The organism is Shigella sp. FJ200513 (genome assembly GCF_040495915.1).
Taxonomy (GTDB): Bacteria; Pseudomonadota; Gammaproteobacteria; order Enterobacterales; family Enterobacteriaceae; genus ECMA0423.
In genome coordinates this window covers 1-1,049 of sequence record NZ_JBDYCV010000249.1, presented here as the reverse complement: position 1 = coordinate 1,049, position 1,049 = coordinate 1, and the positions used below count along the sequence as shown (strand labels likewise).

Genomic DNA, 1,049 nt, shown 5'->3' with positions numbered 1-1,049 from the left:
GCAGCGGAGACTGAAGAGCCGCAATGCAGGCTTGTCGTGTTGTGAGGTAAGGAGATTTATTCTTAGTGGGATCTTTGCGTGTTGCCTGAAGACGCCCTGTGCGTATCCAGTTAATGGCAGTCGGTCTGGATATCTTGAGAAAATGACAGGCCTCATCGAGTGTGAGGCTGTATGGCTCCATTATTTCACCTCTTGCTGTGACATTGTTGAGAAATGGATACCAGCTCGTTGCTGCCAGACGATCCAACCGAGAGTCATATCCCATGCCATGTATTCGTTATCGCCGTTTTTTGCTCTCCGACGATCTACTAAGTCACCAAAACGCTTTTCCATGAATAATTCATAAGCTTCGCGTTCATCTGGTTCTACTTCCAGAGATAGGAGTGCGATTTCATAAGCACGGCGCTCAATATCGTCTCGCACGTCAAGGCTGCTGATACGCTCTTTAATTTCTTTAATCAGTTCTTTGTCGGTAAAAGTGGTCATTATGCTCCAGCCTCCGGTGCTTTTGGCATTACTGCCCAGTGAGTGATATTGACGTTTTCAAGGTCCCCGACCTGAAATGTCCACTGCCATTCTCCGGTTTCTTTTTGTCCCCAGGTGTACCAGAGAGAACGCCAGCCAATTAGCCAGCCTTCTCCGTTAGCATCGAATAACAAAACACTTTCATTTGCTGGTGGCAGTTCAGTTGACACTGGTATTACTTTGTTTTCCTGTGCTGCACATTTAGCTTCAAGCTCATCGAATTTACGCACCAGGTATTCAGCATCTGTTTCATTTACTTTCTGAACCGCCCCGGGTTTCCTGGAGAGTGTTTTATCTGTGAACTCAGGCTGACAGATCATCGTTTCCGATGGAAGCATAATAAGCTTTTTCTGCTTCTGCCGGAGGGATGTGGCCCAGCCTTTCCGGCAATCGTCGATTGTTATACCAGTCCACCCACGTTAGTGTGGCCAGTTCCACTTCTGCACAGTTTTTCCAGCTCTTACGGTGTATTACCTCCGCTTTGTAAAGACCATTGATGCTCTCCGCCATCGCGTTGTCATACG

At 47.4% G+C, this 1,049-nt stretch carries 4 protein-coding genes; all 4 read right to left on the bottom strand.

The window, feature by feature from the left end:
• Window positions 1-265: helix-turn-helix domain-containing protein (locus ABZJ92_RS21985; protein ID WP_256548153.1), on the bottom strand; the 265-nt coding region annotated here is incomplete at its 3' end.
• On the bottom strand, window positions 181-486 hold the full coding sequence (gene yfdT / locus ABZJ92_RS21980) for a protein YfdT (RefSeq protein WP_000206732.1): 306 nt from the start codon (window positions 484-486) through the stop codon (window positions 181-183). The genes yfdT and ABZJ92_RS21985, both read right to left, overlap by 85 nt.
• A complete protein-coding gene (locus ABZJ92_RS21975; RefSeq protein ID WP_000563002.1) occupies window positions 486-845 on the bottom strand; it encodes a hypothetical protein in 360 nt (119 codons plus the stop codon). Before ABZJ92_RS21975 ends, yfdT begins: the two co-directional genes overlap by 1 nt.
• Window positions 829-1,049 (bottom strand): integrase core domain-containing protein (locus ABZJ92_RS21970; RefSeq protein ID WP_152025999.1); only part of this gene is annotated, 221 nt, incomplete at its 5' end. The genes ABZJ92_RS21975 and ABZJ92_RS21970, both read right to left, overlap by 17 nt.